15 protein-coding genes are annotated in these 16458 nt (G+C 38.7%); all 15 read left to right on the forward strand.

From position 1 onward, the window contains the following. Nucleotides 1-37: 37 nt before the first annotated feature. Genes C3K47_RS09210 through C3K47_RS09280 form a run of 15 tightly spaced genes read left to right on the forward strand, consistent with a single transcriptional unit; the run spans nucleotide 38 to nucleotide 16443 of the window. On the forward strand, nucleotides 38-466 hold the full coding sequence (locus C3K47_RS09210; RefSeq protein WP_207765269.1) for an acyl-CoA thioesterase: 429 nt from the start codon (nucleotides 38-40) through the stop codon (nucleotides 464-466). 2 nt (nucleotides 467-468) lie between these two features. Beyond that, entirely contained in the window at nucleotides 469-1605 is a 1137-nt protein-coding gene (locus C3K47_RS09215) for a beta-ketoacyl-[acyl-carrier-protein] synthase family protein (protein ID WP_103788847.1), read from the forward strand. Nucleotides 1606-1628: 23 nt separating this feature from the next. Beyond that, a complete protein-coding gene (locus C3K47_RS09220) occupies nucleotides 1629-2699 on the forward strand; it encodes a methyltransferase (RefSeq protein ID WP_103788848.1) in 1071 nt (356 codons plus the stop codon). An 8-nt stretch (nucleotides 2700-2707) separates the two neighbouring features. Continuing rightward, nucleotides 2708-3307, forward strand: coding sequence for a hypothetical protein (locus tag C3K47_RS09225; RefSeq protein ID WP_103788849.1), 600 nt, complete (start codon nucleotides 2708-2710; stop codon nucleotides 3305-3307). 6 nt (nucleotides 3308-3313) lie between these two features. After that, the gene (locus C3K47_RS09230) at nucleotides 3314-3568 is read left to right on the forward strand and encodes a phosphopantetheine-binding protein (RefSeq protein ID WP_103788850.1); all 255 of its coding nucleotides are present in this window, start codon (nucleotides 3314-3316) and stop codon (nucleotides 3566-3568) included. 18 nt (nucleotides 3569-3586) lie between these two features. Next, nucleotides 3587-4783 carry a beta-ketoacyl-[acyl-carrier-protein] synthase family protein gene (locus tag C3K47_RS09235; RefSeq protein ID WP_103788851.1) on the forward strand — a complete coding sequence of 399 codons (1197 nt, stop codon included), beginning with the start codon at nucleotides 3587-3589 and terminating at the stop codon, nucleotides 4781-4783. A 1-nt stretch (nucleotide 4784) separates the two neighbouring features. Further along, entirely contained in the window at nucleotides 4785-5840 is a 1056-nt protein-coding gene (locus tag C3K47_RS09240; protein WP_207765270.1) for a beta-ketoacyl synthase chain length factor, read from the forward strand. Beyond that, nucleotides 5834-6607, forward strand: a complete 774-nt coding sequence (locus C3K47_RS09245; protein WP_103788852.1) for a polysaccharide deacetylase family protein — start codon at nucleotides 5834-5836, stop codon at nucleotides 6605-6607. Before C3K47_RS09240 ends, C3K47_RS09245 begins: the two co-directional genes overlap by 7 nt. Next, entirely contained in the window at nucleotides 6600-7226 is a 627-nt protein-coding gene (locus C3K47_RS09250; protein WP_103788853.1) for an outer membrane lipoprotein carrier protein LolA, read from the forward strand. The genes C3K47_RS09245 and C3K47_RS09250 overlap by 8 nt, the downstream gene beginning before the upstream one ends. Beyond that, nucleotides 7204-7824, forward strand: coding sequence for a hypothetical protein (locus C3K47_RS09255; RefSeq protein WP_103788854.1), 621 nt, complete (start codon nucleotides 7204-7206; stop codon nucleotides 7822-7824). The genes C3K47_RS09250 and C3K47_RS09255 overlap by 23 nt, the downstream gene beginning before the upstream one ends. Continuing rightward, complete coding sequence (locus C3K47_RS09260) at nucleotides 7824-8192, forward strand: hotdog family protein (RefSeq protein WP_103788855.1); 369 nt, start codon at nucleotides 7824-7826, stop codon at nucleotides 8190-8192. Before C3K47_RS09255 ends, C3K47_RS09260 begins: the two co-directional genes overlap by 1 nt. Further along, nucleotides 8185-9384: a DUF2062 domain-containing protein gene (locus tag C3K47_RS09265; protein WP_103788856.1), complete on the forward strand. Its 1200-nt coding sequence runs from the start codon at nucleotides 8185-8187 to the stop codon at nucleotides 9382-9384. Before C3K47_RS09260 ends, C3K47_RS09265 begins: the two co-directional genes overlap by 8 nt. Before the next feature lie 9 nt (nucleotides 9385-9393). Beyond that, on the forward strand, nucleotides 9394-13257 hold the full coding sequence (locus C3K47_RS09270; protein ID WP_103788857.1) for a 1-acyl-sn-glycerol-3-phosphate acyltransferase: 3864 nt from the start codon (nucleotides 9394-9396) through the stop codon (nucleotides 13255-13257). A 2-nt stretch (nucleotides 13258-13259) separates the two neighbouring features. After that, a complete protein-coding gene (locus C3K47_RS09275) occupies nucleotides 13260-14771 on the forward strand; it encodes a phytoene desaturase family protein (RefSeq protein WP_103788858.1) in 1512 nt (503 codons plus the stop codon). Continuing rightward, entirely contained in the window at nucleotides 14764-16443 is a 1680-nt protein-coding gene (locus tag C3K47_RS09280) for a C45 family autoproteolytic acyltransferase/hydolase (protein WP_103788859.1), read from the forward strand. Before C3K47_RS09275 ends, C3K47_RS09280 begins: the two co-directional genes overlap by 8 nt. The last annotated feature ends 15 nt before the right edge of the window (nucleotides 16444-16458 follow it).

The raw sequence follows: 16458 nt of genomic DNA on the forward strand, positions 1-16458 counted from the left end.
ATGGGTGCTTTGCCTGATAATTTGATATTGATGTTGAATGATGAGTACGATTTTAAGTGAAAGAACTGAGGTGAGAATTCGTTTCAATGAAGCGGATCCTTTGGGCATTGTTTGGCATGGGCATTATATTCAATATTTTGAAGACGGAAGAGAAGCCTTTGGCAAAAAATATGGTCTAGGCTATCTCAATTATTTCGATCAGGGCTATGTTGTACCCATTGTAAACGTAAACTGCGATTATAAGCGTTCGTTACGTTACGGCGAAAGTGTAATTGTAGAAACAATATATGAGAACTGTGCTGCAGCTAAAATTAAATTTAATTACAAGCTATACAGCACTGTTTCAGGAGAAATGGTGGCCTCGGGTTCTACGGTTCAGGTTTTCTTGGAGAAAGAATCATCAGCATTGCAACTAACTGTTCCATTGTTTTTTGAGCAATGGAAAGAAAAATGGGGGATTAAATAGTCGTGGCCAGGGTTTTTGTTGTTGCTGATAATATGCTCACACCAATGGGCAGCACTTCTTTCCAAAATTTTGAGGGAATGAAGGCTGGTATTAATGGTGTTAGAATTCATGATAACCCCACTCTTTCAAATGTCCCCTTTTGTGCTTCTGTTTTTTCCGATCAATCGCTATTCAATCTTCCTAACTATACAAAGTTTGAACAGTTATTGATCAATTCCATTCAGGAAGCAGTTAGTAAAACAACTATCAGTCTTAACGATCCCGAAACCATTCTTATTCTTTCATCAACAAAAGGGAATATCAGTTTAGTTGAAACTGAACCGTATACCCATGAGTTGAGAAAAAGGATTTCATTGCATCACTCAGCGGCTTTAGTAGCTGATCATTTCAATGCCATCAATAAACCAGTTGTGGTTTCTAATGCTTGTATATCGGGTCTTGCGGCTATGCTGGTTGCTAAGCGTTTGATCGATTCGGGAAGATACAAGAACGCAATAGTTGCCGGCGCCGATGTGATCTCCAGGTTTGTTCTTTCAGGTTTTCAATCGTTTCAGGCAGTAAGTGAGAGTTTATGCAAACCATTCGACCAAAACCGTAAGGGAATCAATTTAGGCGAAGGTGCAGCAACCATTATTCTTACTTCCAACCCTAAACATATTCATGATCAGGAGCAGATTGTATTGGAAGCTGGAGCCATCAGTAATGATGCAAACCATATTTCGGGCCCATCACGAACCGGTGAAGAACTGAATATTGCTATACAACGAAGCATGCAAATGGCTGGTATTAAAGCGGAAGATATCGACTGGATCTCAACGCACGGTACAGCCACTATTTATAATGATGAAATGGAGGCAAAGGCTATTGCTCTTGCTCAATTGCAACATAAACCATTAAACAGTTTAAAAGGGTTTTTCGGTCACACGCTGGGTGCAGCAGGATTGCTTGAATCAGTGGCCGGAATTTATAGTTTAAAAACCAATACAATATTACCAACACCGGGCTTTGAGACTTTAGGAGTTTCTGCTTCGGTAAATGTTATTAAAGAACCTGTACAGATGCCACTGAACAGATTCTTAAAAACAGCCTCCGGATTTGGTGGCTGTAATGCAGCATTAATATTTAGTAAACAGCGTTAAAGGCAATTTATAACAAACCTAAAATGACTTTTTTTAGTAAGGATAAGAAATCGGCTTTGCAAGCCATAGAAACCGCTCAGTGGATCGCATTTGCTCCGGTAGTTTTTCAGGCCACCCGGATATTACGTAATTCAGGGATCCTTTTAGCGGTGCAGGAAAGTAAATCGGCAGGGTTAACGCTCGAAGAAATTGTTGAGAAAGTGAATTTGCCTCATTACGGCGTTCGGGTTTTATTGGAGTCGGGCTTGGGCATTGGCTTGGTTACCGTTAATGATCAGAAATATCGATTGACTAAAACCGGCCACTTTATCTTAAATGATGAACTAACCAAAGCCAATCTGGATTTTATTCATGATGTATGCTACCAGGGACTTTTTCACCTGGATAAAAGTATTGAAAACGGGAAACCTGAAGGATTGAAAGTATTTGGTGAATGGCCAACAATTTATGAAGGTCTTTCACAATTGCCTCAACATGTTCAAAAAAGTTGGTTTGGGTTCGATCATTATTATTCCGATACCGCTTTCCCGGTGGTATTGCCTCATGTATTCAAAAACGGTACAAAAAAAATAATCGATATCGGTGGAAATACCGGAAAATGGGCTGTAGCATGTGCTAAACATTCGGCAGATGCGCAGGTAACTATTTTAGATCTGCCGGGTCAGTTAAATGTTGCTAAGGCGAAAATTGAACAATTAGGTTTTGCCGATCGTGTATCTTTTCAGGCGGTAAATATTCTGGATGAAACGCAGCAGTTTCCTAAAGGCCACGATGCCATTTGGATGAGCCAGTTTTTGGATTGCTTTTCAGACGCCGAAATAGTTTCTATTCTAAAAAGATGTCACGAAGCCATTGATGAAAATGGTTATGTATTCATTCTGGAAACATTTTGGGATCTGCAACGCTTTGAAGCCTCGGCATTCTCTTTACAACAAACCTCACTTTACTTTACTGCAATGGCAAATGGTAATAGTCAGATGTACCATTCAGATGTCTTTAAAAAATGTGTGTATGAGGCAGGTTTCGAGGTTGTGGAGCAAATAGATAATATTGGCGTAAGTCATACGCTGTTAAAATGTAAAAAACGACAATAATAGCTGAATTGACCGCTGAGCATTACATAAAAGAAAGTTGTCTGATCACAGCAGCCGGCATTTTCAAAAATGATGAATTGATCTTTGATAATGAGGGGCTTCAACCATCAGAATTCCTGCTTGCTGCATACAAGGGGCTTAATCTCCATTATCCTAAATTTTACAAAATGGATGTGTTGAGCAAATTGGGTTGGTTATGTGCTGAGGTGTTGCTGCAAAATGGAAGTTTAAGTGCATATCAGCCGGAAGAAATAGCAGTGATCACAGCTAATTCAAATGCAAGTTTAAGCGCTGATTTAAACTATGCTGAAACGATCAGCTCAATCGCCAGCCCAGCATTATTTGTGTACACCTTGCCAAGTATTGTTATCGGAGAGATCTGCATCCGACATGGCATTAAAGGAGAAAATACCTTTTTTGTTATGGATAAGTTTGATGCTGATTTTATGGTTGAGTATGTATCGGGCTTAATGGATGGTCAAACCACCAACGCCTGTATCTGCGGCTGGATAGAAGCATTGGGCGATGATGCAAAGGCTGTTTTATATTTAATTGAAAAGAAGGAAACTTCAAGAGAGTTTACAGTAACCGAACTAAATAAAGATTAATTACAAATGGATAAGTTAATATTAGAGCTTAAAGAGCACATTATTGAGCAGTTGAACTTACAGGATTTAACTCCTGCAGATATTGGGGATGATGAACCTTTATTCGTTGAAGGATTGGCTTTAGATTCAATTGATGCGTTAGAACTTATTGTGTTATTGCAACAACAATATGGTATCAAATTATCAAAGGCCGAAGATGGCCCTAAAGTTTTTGCTTCGGTAAAAACCATGGCTGAATACATTACTGCAAATAAAGCTTAGAAGAGATAATTCATTAGCATGACTGAGGTTTATGTTGCTGGCTTAGGCATTATTTCGGCTATTGGCACATCGGTAAACGAGACGTTAAGCTCATTTGAGCAACATCGTACGGGTATTGATGATATTCGCTTTTTAGATACTATCTATAGAGGTCAATTGCCAGTGGCTGAAGTAAAATTGAGTAATGATCAACTTTCAGCACTCTCAGGGTTGCCGGAAAATGTAAGCCGAACCGCCTTATTGAGTACGGTTGCCGCTAAAGAAGCATGGGTTGATGCAGGGATCGGATCTCCTTCTAAATTCAGAACGGGTTTTATTTCGGCCAATAGTGTGGGCGGAATGGATAAAAGTGAAAACTTTTTTATTGATTTTCTGAAAGATGCAGGCAGCGGTGATTTAAATGATGTTAAGCATCACGAATGCGGCAGCATAACCGAACTTACAGCTGATTCTTTAGGTATTAGCGACCATATCAGTACCATTAGCACAGCATGTTCCTCTTCCGCCAATGCCATTTTTATGGCTGCCCGTTTAATCAAGCATAACCTGTTAGATGTGGTGGTTGCCGGAGGATGTGATTCAATGGCTAAGTTCACCCTAAACGGATTTAACACTTTACAGATTTTGGATGAGGAGCATTGTAAACCCTTTGACGAAAATCGTAGAGGATTGAATTTGGGAGAAGGAGCGGGTTATGTGGTATTGGTTTCGGAGAAAGTAGTTCAGCAGCTTCATAAAAAGCCATATTGCAAACTCAGCGGTTATAACAATGCTAATGATGCCTATCACCAAACTGCTTCATCACCCGATGGTACAGGGTCTTATCTGGCCATGAAAGGAGCCTTGGAAAAGGCCGGTTTGCAACCCGAGGACATTGATTACATCAATTTGCACGGAACCGGAACCCAAAATAATGATCATGCAGAAAGTACAGCTATAAGCAGGCTGTTTTCTTCAAAAGTTCCCAAAATGAGTTCCACTAAATCATTTACCGGGCATACATTGGGTGCTAGCGGAGCCATTGAGGCTGTTTTATCGGTATTGGCAATAGAGAAAGAAATTATCTATCCTAATGCTAATCATACAACCACTATGAAAGAGTTCGGATATACTCCCGTGAAGGTCTTTCTTAAAAATCAGCAGGTAAAACATGTATTGTCAAATTCCTTTGGTTTTGGCGGAAATTGTTCATCATTAATTTTTTCAAAGATTTAAGATGAAGATCTATATACGTGCCACCGAAAGCATTTCTCCTCAGCTGAGCTTTGGAAATGAAGGATTATTAGCCGATTTACAGGTGTATGAAGCTAATCGTTTGAGCTGCCTGGAACCCGATTATAAATCATTGATCGATCCAAAACAGATCAGAAGAATGAGCCGGGTGATTAAAATGGGGGTTGCCAGTGCGTTGGGCTGCTTAAAAAAGGCAGATGTAGAGGTGCCTGATGCCATTATCACCGGAACTGCTTACGGTTGTTTAGAAGATACATCTTCTTTTTTAACCAAATTGGTTAACCAGAATGAAGAAATGCTTACCCCAACAGCCTTTATTCAGTCAACTCATAATACAATTGGTGCACAGATAGCACTATTGCTGAAATGCCATAACTATAACAATACTTACGTTCATCGCGGTTTTTCCTTTGAAAATGCACTGTTAGACGCCATTCTGCTGTTAAAAGAACAGAGTGCTGAAAACGTATTGGTGGGTGGAGTTGATGAACTAACCGATACGAGCTTTCAGATATTGAACCGTTTTGGCTTTTTTAAACAGGCCTTTACCAATGAGCTATATAATGCTCCTTCAAAAGGTAGCATTGCCGGTGAAGGTGCATCGTTTGTTTTGCTTGCCAACCAACCTGGCAATAATGATAATGCTGTTTTAGAAGCCGTTTCTACATTTTATAAACCTGCCACAATTGAAGAGTCACAAGAGAAGATCAACAGATTTTTACTGGATAATGATCTGTCTCCAAATGATATAGACGTGGTTATTACCGGAAGAAATGGTGATGAGACGAATGATGTTGTTTATGATCAATTAATGTCGGGGATGTTCAGAAACAAAACGGAGGTTTGTTTTAAGCATTTATGTGGTGAATATCCAACAGCCAGTTCCTTCGCTTTATGGATGGCGGCATCAATCATAAAAAAGCAAAAAGTTGATAAAAAGTTGATTCACCATGGAGAAGATGTGATCCCCCAAAGGATTCTTATTTACAATCATTCACAAGGAATCCATCATTCATTAATGTTGATTAGCGGATGTTAAAGTTTAAGAACGTAAATATCGTTTTTGGAGTTCTTTTACTGACTCTGATTGCCACCGGACTGGTTGGCAAGTTTAACTTTTGGCTCATCGGATGTCTTGTTCTGCTCTACTCTGTCATTGTTTTTTACGGAGTTTACTTTATTCAATCCAACTTTTTTATACCGGTTTATTGTTCAGCAAATACAACCAGTAAAGAGATCGCGCTAACGTTTGATGATGGCCCCTCAGAGGAACATACACGACAAATAGCAGAATTTTTACAGCAAAATAATATACAGGCCACTTTTTTTTGCATCGGTCGTCGTATAAATGAAAATGAGGAGCTTTTAAAAGAGCTGCATAAGAAGGGACATTTAATAGGCAATCATTCGTATTCACATCACTTTTGGTTTGATCTGTTTTCTACGGATAAAATGCTCGATGATTTGAATAAGACCGATGAACAGGTAAAGAGAATAATAGGCTTACAACCCAAATTATTCAGGCCGCCTTACGGGGTTATCAATCCCAATTTAACAAAGGCCATTAAAAAAGGAAATTATGATACCGTTGGATGGAACGTTCGTTCGTACGATACGGTTATTACAGATAAGAATAAGTTGTTGGCAAAACTGACAACCGCATTGAAACCCGGAGCGGTTTTTTTATTACATGATACCTGCAAAATAACATTGGAGGTGCTGCCTGAGTTTGTAAAAACAGCGAAGAAGCAAGGGTACAAATTTGTTAGAGTTGATAAATTATTTAAAATAAAAGGATATGCGTAAACTGATTTTGGCGGGTATGCTTATGCTCAGTGTGCTGAGTGGAAAAGCACAGTACAAGTTGGTTACCGACTTGGCAACTTTTAAGGTGCAATTTGCTAATGCAGCAAAAACCACTGAAACCATAAAGAGTGATTTTATTCAGGAGAAAAACTTAAGTGTTCTTGAAGAAAAAATTGTGTCGAAGGGGAAGTTTTGGTTTAAGAAAGACAACCTGGTGCGCATGGAGTATACGCAGCCGTTTAAGTACCTGATGGTTATTAATAAGAATAACATTTTGATCAGAGATGGACAGAATGAGAATAAAATCTCTACCAAATCGAACAAGATGTTTCAGCAGATCAATAAAATTATTGTTGACTGCGTGCAAGGAACTGCATTGAATAACCCGGACTTTAAGTTCAGGGTTTTTGAAAACAACCAAACGTATATGCTCGAGTTAACGCCGGTAACCAAAGGATTAAAAGACTTCTTTAAAAACGTAAATATTACGGTAGATAAGAAGGACTATTCAGTAGGTAAACTGGAAATGGTGGAAGCTTCAGGAGATAATACAATAATTACTTTTCTGAATAAAGAATTAAATCAAACTATACCGAATGCGGTTTTTGCTGTTAACTAGTAGCTTTTTTTTATTGATCGGTTGCTCTTCAGCCTACAAGAGTCTTCAGGCAGTTAATGAAGGGGATGCAAGTTGTTTAAAGCAATTTAAGCCACAGTTTTCTTCGGCATTATATTCAACGCATGTGAATGTGGTGGGCAAGCACTTGAGCGGATTATTGCTGATCAAGAAAATGCCCGATAGCTCAAAGCGCATGGTGTTTTCGAACGAAATGGGGGTTAAGTTTTTTGATTTTGAATTCGCTAAGGACGGCAGTTTTAAGGTTCACTCCATCTTACAACAGATGAACAAAAAAGCCGTAATAAACACCCTACGAAAAGATTTTGAAATGGTGTTTATGGATGCTTTGGATTCGGCAGTAACTAAGGTTGCCAAGACCGACACTTGTAATTACTATGGGTATAAGCAGCCTAAAGAAATGCTTTGGTACATAACCGATAGTAACTGCAGCAAATTAGTACGTATAGAAAGAGCTACTGATAAAAAGCCGAAGGTGACTGCGATTATGAAGAACTACGTTAACGGAATTCCGGATACGATCGGCATTTCGCATAACGGATTTACATTTAATATTGGATTAAAACGAATTGAACGATAATGTTAGCGGGCGATTTTTACATAATTGAAACATTGGAGCATGATAATGCTGTTATCAGATGCGATATTTCCATCAATGCTGATCATGCAATTTTTAAGGGGCATTTTCCTGATATGCCGGTTGTTCCTGGAGTTTGTATGATGCAGATCGTAAAGGAGCTGCTTGAAACCGCACTTAATTGTAAGCTGCAGTTAGCCAAAGCCGACCAGATGAAATTTTTAGCTGTTATCAATCCGCTTGAAACTAAAACGTTGCAATGTGCCCTTAGTTACTCTGTTAACGAAAATGGGGATATTATAACATCTGCTGGTCTTCAGAATTCAACCACTTCTTTCTTCAAGTTTAAAGGGCGATTTAAAAATGACTGAGAAAAGTAATTGCAATGCCAAATTTGAAGAGTATGGTGTTTGCGTTTTAATTCCAACTTACAATAATGAAACCTCATTAGCTGGAGTGATAAATGATGTGCTGGAATATACCCAGCATGTTATTGTGGTTAATGATGGTTCTACTGATTCTACCCGAGAAATTCTGCAATCATATTCACAGGTTCAGGTCGTTGACTATGAGCAAAACCGTGGTAAAGGCTGGGCTTTGCGTAAGGGCTTTGCCTTTGCTTTGTCGCAAGGGTATAAATATGCCATTACCATTGATTCGGATGGGCAGCATTTTGCTTATGATTTGCCTGTTTTTCTTGAAAAGCTTGAATCTTCTCCAGATACAATTTTGATCGGTGCCCGAAACATGGAGCAGGCCTCCGTTCCAGGTAAAAGCAGTTTCGGCAATAAGTTTTCCAATTTTTGGTTTAAGGTAGAAACGGGCCACACGCTACCCGATACGCAATCTGGTTATCGATTATATCCGCTGGAGTTATTGAAAGACTTTCGATTTTTTACCCCTAAGTATGAGTTTGAAATTGAGGTATTGGTTCGTGCTTCCTGGAGCGGTATAAAAATAGAAGCAGTTCCTGTTACCGTTTTTTATGCGCCAAAGGAAACCAGGATCTCTCACTTTCGCCCATTTCAGGACTTCTCTAGAGTTAGTGTTTTAAATACGGTGCTGGTACTTATTACCTTTCTTTACATAAAACCCAGGGACTTTTTCAAAACACTTTTTGATCGTCAAAAGCTAAAGGCTTTGGTCAACGAGCATCTGTTTAATAAAAACCAATCTGATGAATTGAAAGCCTTCTCAATTGGGGTTGGTGTTTTTATGGGTATTGTACCCTTATGGGGTTTCCAAATGATGGCTGGTTTGTTTCTGGCTTTTCTTCTTAGATTGAATAAAGCCCTGGTGGTGATTTGTTCTCATGTAAGCTTACCTCCAATGGTTCCCATTATCATCTTTTTAAGCTATAAAATGGGGGAGCTTTGGATGGGCCAAAATGCGATTGCTTTAGAGTTTACCACTCATATTTCGTTGGATGCTATCAAAAGAAATCTTCAGCAATATATTTTGGGAAGCCTTTCGTTGGCAGTTGTTGCAGGTTTATTAGCCACGTTGATCGCTTATTTTTTCTTGAAAACAGTTAAACGCAAAACATCATCGTTGGTGGGTTAAGTTGGGTATATGGAAACGTTATTTATTAAGTTATATAATTACTTTGAAAAGCGTCGGGCGGCGTTGTATATATGGTTGTCGCTCTGCTTTTTAGTGTCAATATTTTTTGCTCTTCGCTTGCAATTTGAGGAGGATATTTCAAAGGTTTTACCTAAGGATAAGAAAATAGATAAAATGAACCAGGTTTTCCAAAACTCTAAGTTTATGGATAAGCTGGTGTTAACAGTTTCTTTAAAAGATACCCTTGCCGAAGCTCAGCCTGATAGTTTGGTTGCTTATGCAAATGAGCTTAATACGGTCATTCTTGAAAAAATGCAGCCTTATGTGGCTAAGGTGAATTTTAAGGTGGATGATGATATGGCTCTTCAAATGTTTAATAACATTCAGGAGAACTTGCCCATTTATCTCAATGAAAATGACTACAAGCACATTGATTCATTAATTGAGCCCAAACAGGTAGAAAAAACAGTAGAGAATAACTATCATATTTTGAGCTCACCGGCAGGCTTTGCTCTTAAAAACATGATCATCAATGATCCGGTTGGGATTACTTTCCTGGGCTTAAAGAAATTACAGCAATTGCAATACGATGCCAGTTTCGAACTGTATGATAATTGCGTTGTAACTAAAGATCATAAACATTTATTGATGTTTATTACACCGGTTTATCCTCCAAATAATACCGGTAAAAATGATCAGCTGCTCACTCAGCTTGATAAAAGTATCGATAGCCTTAATAACTCATCATTTAGAAGCATTAATACCTCGTATTTCGGTGCGGCTGCAGTGGCGGTGGGCAATGCCAAGCAACTGAGAAAAGATACTATGTATACGCAGGGGCTCACCGTTCTTTTTCTGATTTTATTTATTGGGTTTTACTTCCGAAAAAAGCGGGCACCGTTTATTATCCTGCTGCCGGTAGTGTTTGGGACTGTTTTTTCTTTAGCGCTGATCTATCTGATCAAAGGTAATATTTCGGTAATCGCATTAGGAACAGGTTGCGTGGTGTTTGGCATTGCTGTCAACTATTCATTGCATGTATTTAATCATTACCGTCATGTTGGCTCCATGCATGAGGTACTGAAAGACTTATCTTTTCCGCTTACTATTGGAGGTTTAACTACCATTGGAGGTTTTCTTTGTCTGCAGTTTGTTAAATCCGAAATGCTGAAAGACCTCGGTCTTTTCGCCGCTTTAAACTTAATAGGGGCTTCTCTTTTCTCTCTGGTCTTTTTGCCGCATTTAATCCGTTCAAAAAACAATGAAACAGAAACGGAAAAAACTAAGCTCGATTGGTTGGATAAAATTTCTAACTATAGACCCGAAAAAAATAAGGGCCTGTTGGCGGCTATTGCTGTTATTACCCTTGTGCTGGCTTATACTTCGCAGTGGGTAGGGTTTGAAGCTGACATGAACAAGATGAATTTCATGTCGGATAAAGTGAAAAAGGATGAAAGCGATTTAAATAGGATCAATGCGTACTCATTACAATCGGTTTACCTGGTTTCCGAAGGCAAGGATTTAAATGATGCTTTGCAAAACAATGAAAAGATAAACGCTGAAATTGAGCAGCTGAAGCAAAAAGGTATTGTTAAAAAATATTCAGGGGTATCATCGCTGATTATTTCTGATAGTATTCAAAAGATCAGGATAGCCCGGTGGAATGCGTATTGGACCCCGCTAAAGAAGCAGCAATTACTAACTACATTAAAAACGGAAGGCGCTAAGCTCAAATTTAAAGCCTCGGCTTTTAACAACTTCGAGAATTTACTCGATCGTCAGTTTACTCCTGTAAGTATTCAATCGCAGGATGCATTAAGGAAAAATTTCTTAGATGATTATATCACCGAGAAAAAGGGTTCGGCAAGTGTGGTGACGCTGGTGAAAATAGATCCAAAGGATAAGCACTTGTTGTATTCAATGTTTGAAAAGAATGAGCAGCTAACGGTTATCGACAAGCAGTACCTGACTAGCCGTTTTGTTGAGATCATCAACCAGGATTTTTCAAGCATTGCATTAATGTCGTCAATATTGGTTTTAGTAGTGTTGCTTTTGACCTATGGCCGCATTGAATTAGCGCTAGTATCGTTCATTCCAATGGCTATTACATGGGTTTGGATACTTGGCCTTATGGGCTTGTTTGGCATTAAGTTTAATATCATCAATATTATTATTTCGGCCCTGATATTTGGATTGGGAGATGATTATAGTTTGTTTATTATGGACGGCTTGCTTCAGGAATATAAAACCGGCAAGAAGAATCTTTCCTCTTTTAAATCATCCATTATACTTTCGGCCATTACCACAATTGCGGGCTTAGGCGTTTTGATCTTTGCCAAGCATCCTGCATTAAAATCAATCGCCCTTATATCCATCATTGGTATTTTATGTGTGGTGATCATCTCACAGGTGCTCATTCCTTTTTTATTCAATATTTTAATTAAAAACAGGGTTCATAAGCATCAAAATCCATGGACGTTCTTCTCTTGGTTGAAGTCGGTATTTGCCTTCAGCTACTTTGTTTTTGGGTGTTTGCTGTTAAGTGTTCTTGGATGTTTGATCATCAAACTAAACCCTTTTAAAAAGGTAAGAGCGAAATACATTTATCACTTTATACTATCAAAGTTCGCTTGGTCGATGATGTATATAATGGGTAATGTCAAAAAGGAAATCATCAATGAACAGGGTGAAGACTTTGCTAAGCCTGCCGTTATTGTTAGCAATCATCAATCGTTCCTCGATATTTTGACGATGATCATGCTGCATCCCAAATTAGTGTTGTTAACGAACAGCTGGGTTTGGAATTCGCCGTTCTTTGGCTTTGTGGTGCGTATGGCTGATTATTACCCGGTAGATAACGGAGCCGAAAACAGTATCGCACTGCTTGAAGCAAAAGTAAAACAAGGCTATTCGGTGGTGGTTTTTCCTGAAGGAACCCGTACCCTCGACGGAACCATGAAGCGTTTTCATAAAGGCGCATTTTACCTGGCGGAGCAACTGCAACTCGATATTTTACCAATTGTTTTGCACGGAACCGGCTACACTATGTCAAAAGGGGATTTCTTACTTAAAGATGGAACCATTACTGTAAAATTCCTGCCTAGAATATCGTTGTTAAATACTGATTTTGGAGAAACCTATACTGAACGAGCCAAACAGATCGGTCGCTATTTCAGAAAGGAATTTGCTTTATTAAGATCGCAGATAGAAGGCCCCGAATATTATAAAGAGCAATTGATATATAAGTATTTATACAAAGGTCCTGTGCTTGAATGGTACATGAAAGTTAAGTTGAAACTCGAAAAAAATTACCACTTATTTCATGAATTGGTACCGGCTGAAGGCAAGGTTTTAGATATGGGCTGCGGTTACGGATTTATGTCATATATGTTGCATTACCTTTCGCCAAAACGTGTGATCACCGGCGTTGATTACGACGAAGAAAAAATTGATACGGCTAATTATTGCTTTGGAAGGTCAGAAGAAGTTCAGTTTGCTTATGCAGATATAACCACGTTTGAATTTGACCAACAGGATGTTTTTATTTTGAGCGATATGCTGCATTATTTGCAGCCGGTGCAACAAAAACAGTTGATTGAAAGATGTATCGACAAGTTAAATGCAGGTGGAAGTATCATTATCAGGGATGGTAATAAGGATGATGCCCAAAAGCATAAGCGAACAAAGCTAACCGAGTTTTTCTCTACTCGTTTTGTTGGTTTCAATAAAACAATTGAAGGAACCGAACTTTCATTTTTTTCAGCTGATATGATCAGAGCTATTGCTGATGAACGCAACTTACATTGCAGCGAAATACAAAATTCTAAATACACTTCTAATGTTGTGTTTGTACTTAAAGATCAGATGAATTAGGGATGGAACAATTTGATATAGTAATTATTGGAAGTGGCCTTGGAGGGTTGGTTTGTGCTAATATTTTGGGCCGTGAAGGTAAAAAGGTTTGTGTAATAGAAAAGAACAAGCAGATTGGTGGCAGCTTGCAAACCTTTGTACGTGATAAGGTGATTTTTGATACCGGCGTTCATTATATAGGTGGATTAGAAAAGGGTCAAAATCTTTATCAAATATTCAAATACCTGGGGGTGATGGATAACCTGAAACTCCAAAAAATGGATGAAGATGCCTTTGATAAAATTGTATTTGAGGGCGATGAAAACGAATACCCTTTGGCACAGGGTTATGATAATTTCATTAACCAACTGCTAAAGTTCTTTCCGGAAGAAGAAGCCGGCATACGTGCCTATTGTGATGAAATAAAAGAGGTTTGCAGTAAGTTTCCATTATACAACTTGCAAAAAGGCGGTTCTTATGATGATAAGGCCGGTGTAATTGGTATTGACACCAAGACCTTTATCGATTCAATAACCAATAATCATAAGCTACGCCAGGTATTGGCAGGGAACAATCCTTTATATGCCGGGAAAGCCGAAAAAACTCCTTTATATGTGCATTCTCTAGTGCTGAACAGTTATATAGAAAGTTCCTGGAAATGCATTGATGGTGGCTCGCAAATTGGTAAGATGCTGGCAAAAGGAATAAAATCTTTTGGAGGTGTAATTAAGCGCAATAGTGAAGTTGCACAGATTGTAGAAGAAAATGGTAAAGTTACCCATGTAACGCTGGCCGATGGATCTAAAATTTATGCCGATGAATTCATTTCTAATATTCATCCGGCTAAAACGCTTGAAAAAACAAAAAGTGAAATCATTCGCCCTGCTTATCGTAACCGAATTAATAATCTGGAGAATTCTATCTCTTCGTTTACATTAAGTATCGTTTTAAAGAAAGATAGCTTTAAATACCTGAAACACAATTATTATTATCATGATGTAAATGCAGTTTGGGAGGGAGATGATTATACCACGGATAATTGGCCAAGAGGATATGCGCTATTCTGGTCGCCATCGTCAAAGTCGGTTGAATATGCTGATGCGGTTTCGGTGCTGGCTTACATGAAATACGAAGAAGTGAAACAGTGGGAGAATTCTTATAATACGGTTGCTGATGAAAATGACAGGGGAGAGGGTTATGAAGAGTTCAAGAAACAAAAAGCGGAAGCGTTAATTGCCAAAATTGAGCAAAAGTTCCCCGGCTTTAGTGATTGTATTCAGTCGTACTATACTTCTACACCGTTATCCTACCGCGATTATATTGGGACTGACGACGGATCGATGTATGGTGTTTCTAAAGATTACCAGGATCCGCTTAAATCGTTTATTTCTCCCCGGACAAAAATTCCAAACCTTCACCTAACGGGTCAAAACTTAAACCTTCATGGTGTTTTGGGAGTGACCATTAGTGCTGTAGTTACCTGCTCTTCCTTTATTGAACCTGATTTATTGATTGATAAGATAAACAATGCCTAAACCTCGAAAAACTAAATTCCGATTACTGATAATATTAAGAAATGCCGTATTGGCTTTTATTGGCTTATTATTGATTGGGTTCATATACCTGTACTCGGTATCAATAGTTAAACCACCGCAAATTGCTGATGTAAGCGTAGATAAGTTAAACCGAAAAGAGTTATCCACCGGCTTTTATACGATTGGCAATAATTGGTTTCGAAAAAGTAATACAGGTTTGTATGAAATGTATGTGGAAGGAGAGCCTTATCAACGTGGCATTGTAAATGGGTTACTGAGCAAAGAACTGGTGATAAAGCAAGAAGTTGCCTTTAGTGATCAGATCAATAAGATGATCCCTTCTAAATTTTACCTTAATTTTTTAAAGTATTTTATAGGATGGTTTAATCGTCATTTAGCCGAAAATGTGAACGAGGAATATAAAGAAGAGATCTATGGAATCTCTCAATCTGCCTCCAATGATTTTCAATACATAGGATCAAACTATCAGCGGATTTTAAATTATCACGCAGCGCACGACATCGGGCATGCTTTGCAGAGTATGGCTTTAGTGGGTTGTACTTCTTTTGGCACATGGAATGATCGTTCAGCCGATAGCACCATGATTATTGGCCGCAATTTCGATTTTTACGCCGGCGATAAGTTTGCTGAAGACAAGATCGTTGAATTTGTAAACCCTTCTAAAGGCTACAAATACATGTCGGTTACATGGGGTGGTTTTGTTGGGGTGGTCTCGGGAATGAATGATCAGGGGCTTGCGGTTACTATTAATGCGGCCAAAACAAGCATTCCATCCGGTTCGGCAACGCCTGTGTCATTAGTAGCACGCGAAATCTTGCAGTATGCCAAAAATATTAAGGAAGCTCAATCCATTGCTGCTTCCCGGAAAATGTTTGTTTCCGAGTCATTCATGGTGGCCTCTGCCAACGATAATAAAGCCGTAATTATTGAAAAGACTCCGGATACTCTGGATGTTTATGATCCACATCAAAATTCAATAGTTTGTGCAAATCATTTTCAGAGTAAGGGGCTGGTTACATCGGCTCAAAATGTAGAACAGGTTAAAGAGAGCGCTTCTGACTATCGTTATAAAAGAGTAGTTGAATTGTTGGAGACAACTGAGCCTAACACAGTGCAACGAACCGTTGATATTCTGCGTAATCAAAAAGGGTTGCAAAATGCGAACATCGGTATGGGAAATGAGAAAGCCATTAACCAGTTAATTGCACACCACTCAATCGTCTTCGAACCGCAGAAAAAGATAGTATGGGTAAGCACATCGCCTTGGCAACTAGGTGAATTTGTAGCGTATGATTTAAATAAGGTGTTTGCCATTCATGGGCTTCAAAGTAACCACGAAGTTTATGAATCTGCCTTAACCATTCCTGCCGATCCGTTTTTAGCGACGGATGACTATAAAAAATTCCTTTCCTTTCGTTCATTTAAGCAAAAGATTGCCGATAAAGAGAACGTGGATATCAACGCTTTTATAAAGTTGAATCCTCAATATTATCATACGTTTGTGTTGGCGGGTGATTATGAGTTTAATCAACACAACTTTGCTAAGGCATTGGGTTTCTATAAAACGGCTTTAACCAAGGTTATTGCAACAAAAGGGGAAGAGAAGCACATTCACGAACAAATAAAGAATTGTAGAGCTAAACTGAATTAAATTTCAGTGAAAAGT

Origin of the sequence: Solitalea longa, assembly GCF_002920915.1 — a bacterium.
Taxonomy (GTDB): Bacteria; Bacteroidota; Bacteroidia; order Sphingobacteriales; family Sphingobacteriaceae; genus Solitalea; species Solitalea longa.